Annotated in this window: 1 pseudogene; it reads left to right on the plus strand. The window is 79.9% G+C overall.

Going from position 1 to position 2,204, the window contains the following annotated elements:
• Nucleotides 1-2,204, plus strand: a pseudogene (locus ACWEVO_RS35360) (SCO7613 C-terminal domain-containing membrane protein); the annotation flags it as partial.

A 2,204-nucleotide genomic window follows, 5' to 3' on the forward strand; every position in this document is an offset into this window, starting at 1 on the left:
GCGAGCGCCCGGGCGAAGCGACGTTCCTGCGGAGCCGGTCGGCGGTGAACCGTCGACTCCCCCGGCGCGCCCGGTGCCCTGGCTGCGCGAGCTGGCCTGGCTGCTGCACGGCATCGCGGTCGTCGTCGCCCTGGCGTACGCGGTCACCGCCCTGCTGCGCGCCGACACGGTGCCCGCCGCCGCCGGGGCGGCCACGGCGCTGCTGCTCGCCGCGCTGGTCGGGCTCGCCGGGACGCTGGTGCTGCGCCGGCCCCCGCTGCCCGACGTGGGCGCCGGCATCGTCACCCTCGCCGTGATCGGCGCCCTCGGCCGGGTCGCGTCGGTCGCCTTCCCCGGCCGGTCGCTGCTGCTCATCGCCGCCGTCATCGCGCTGACCGGGTTCGCGGTCCGGGCCGTACCGGAAACCGCCCGGCGCGGCCCGCAGCTCGCCTCGGCGGTGGCGCTGGCGGTCAGCGGCCTGGTGGTGGCCGGCGGGGCGCTGCGCGCCGGGCTCGCCCCAGTCCGCGCGTCGCTGCCCGCCTGGTCCGCGGAGCTGGGCCATTGGCACGGCGAGCTGGCGGCGGCGGTCGGGCCGACCGGCTGGCAGCTCGCCGCGAGCGCCCTGCTGCTCACCATCGCCGCGGTGATCGCCCTGCCGCCGGACATCCGGCGCGAGTTCGCGGTGGTCGGCGCGGCGCTGACCGCGCTCGCCGTGCCGGCCTCCCTCGGGCTCGGCTGGGCCGCCGCCTGCTGGCCGATGCTGCTGACCGCGGTGGGCATCGGCGTGCTGGGGCTCGCCGCCGGCACCCGGCGGGCGGCGATCGTGCACGCCGTCGCCGCCGCCGGCCTGGGGGCGCTCGGTGCCGGGGCCGCGCTCGCCCGGCCCGCGCTCACCGCCGCCGCGCTGACCCTGCTCTTCCTGGCCGGCGCGCTGGTCTCCCTGGCGCCCCGGGTACGGATCGCCGCCGCCGCGGCCGACCCGGTGTCCGCCTGGGCGGCGGGCGGGGCCTCGTTCGCCCTGCCCGGGGCGGTGGCCGCGTTCGTCGCCGCCACCGAGCCGGCCGCCCCGGCGCTCACCCCGGCGACCCTGCGCGAGATCACCGTCCCGATCCTCGCGGCGAGCTTCCTCGGCGTCTGCGTCACCCTCGGCTACGCCGCCGTCGTCCAGGTCGCACAGCGGCACCTCAGCGCGCCGCACGCGGTCGGCACCGTGCTGGGCGCGGTGGGGGTCGCCGCGGCCGCGTTCGGGGCGCCCGGCGCCACCACGGCCGACGCCTGGGTGGGCGGCCTGCTGCTGCTCGCCGCCGCCCTGCTGGCGCTGGCCCCCCGGATCGACGCCGGCCGCCGCTCCGACATCTCGCTGGACGGCTCCGACCTGGCCCTGGCCGCCACCACGGCGGCGCTGATCGCCACCCTGGTGCGGATCGCCGCGGTGCTCACCCCGGGCGGTCAACTCGTGGTCGCCGCCGCGCTGGTGCTGGTGGTCGCCGTCGCCGCCCGGGCGATGCCGGAGGAGTGGCGACGCGGGCCGATCCTCGGCATCGCCCTCGCCGGCACGGTGATCGGTCTGATCGCCGGCTGGAGCGCGTTGCGCGGCGGGGTGGGCGTGCTGGCCACCCCGGGCCCGATCTGGGCCGGTGACCTGAGCGGCTGGCCGGCCGCGCCGGTCGGCGGGGCGACCTGGCAGGCCCCGGTCGCGCTGGCCCTGCTGGCGGTCGCCGCCGGCATCCTGCTGCCGCCGCCCTGGAAGTACGACGTCGCCGGGGCGGCCGCCGTGCTCGCCACCATCGGCGCCCCGGCCGCGTTCGCCCTGCCCTGGTGGTCGCCGGTGCTGGTGGGCGCCATGGTGGCCACCGTCTTCGGCACCGCGGCGGTGGCGGCGGTGGATCCCCGCGCCGCGCTGTCCCGCGCCACCGTGGCCGGGGTGGTCGCGCTGCACGCCGCCGGGGCGGGGCTGGTCCGCCCGTGGACCACCGCGCTGGCCCTGGGCAGCATCGCGCTCATCGGGGTGGTGGTGGCCGCCCTGGCCCGGCTGCTCGCGCCGACGATGGTCGAGGACGTGCGTACCGAGGGGATGCCGGTGCACCTGGTGCAGGTCGGCGGCGCGGCGACCGGCGCCGCCCTGCTCGCGCTGCCCGGGGCCGAGGCCGCCCAGGACGACGAGATCGGCCGGTCGCCGCACGTGGTCCTAACAGACCCCCTCGCCCCCTCCAGCATCGGCCTCG

The sequence above is a fragment of the Micromonospora sp. NPDC003776 genome, assembly GCF_053605645.1.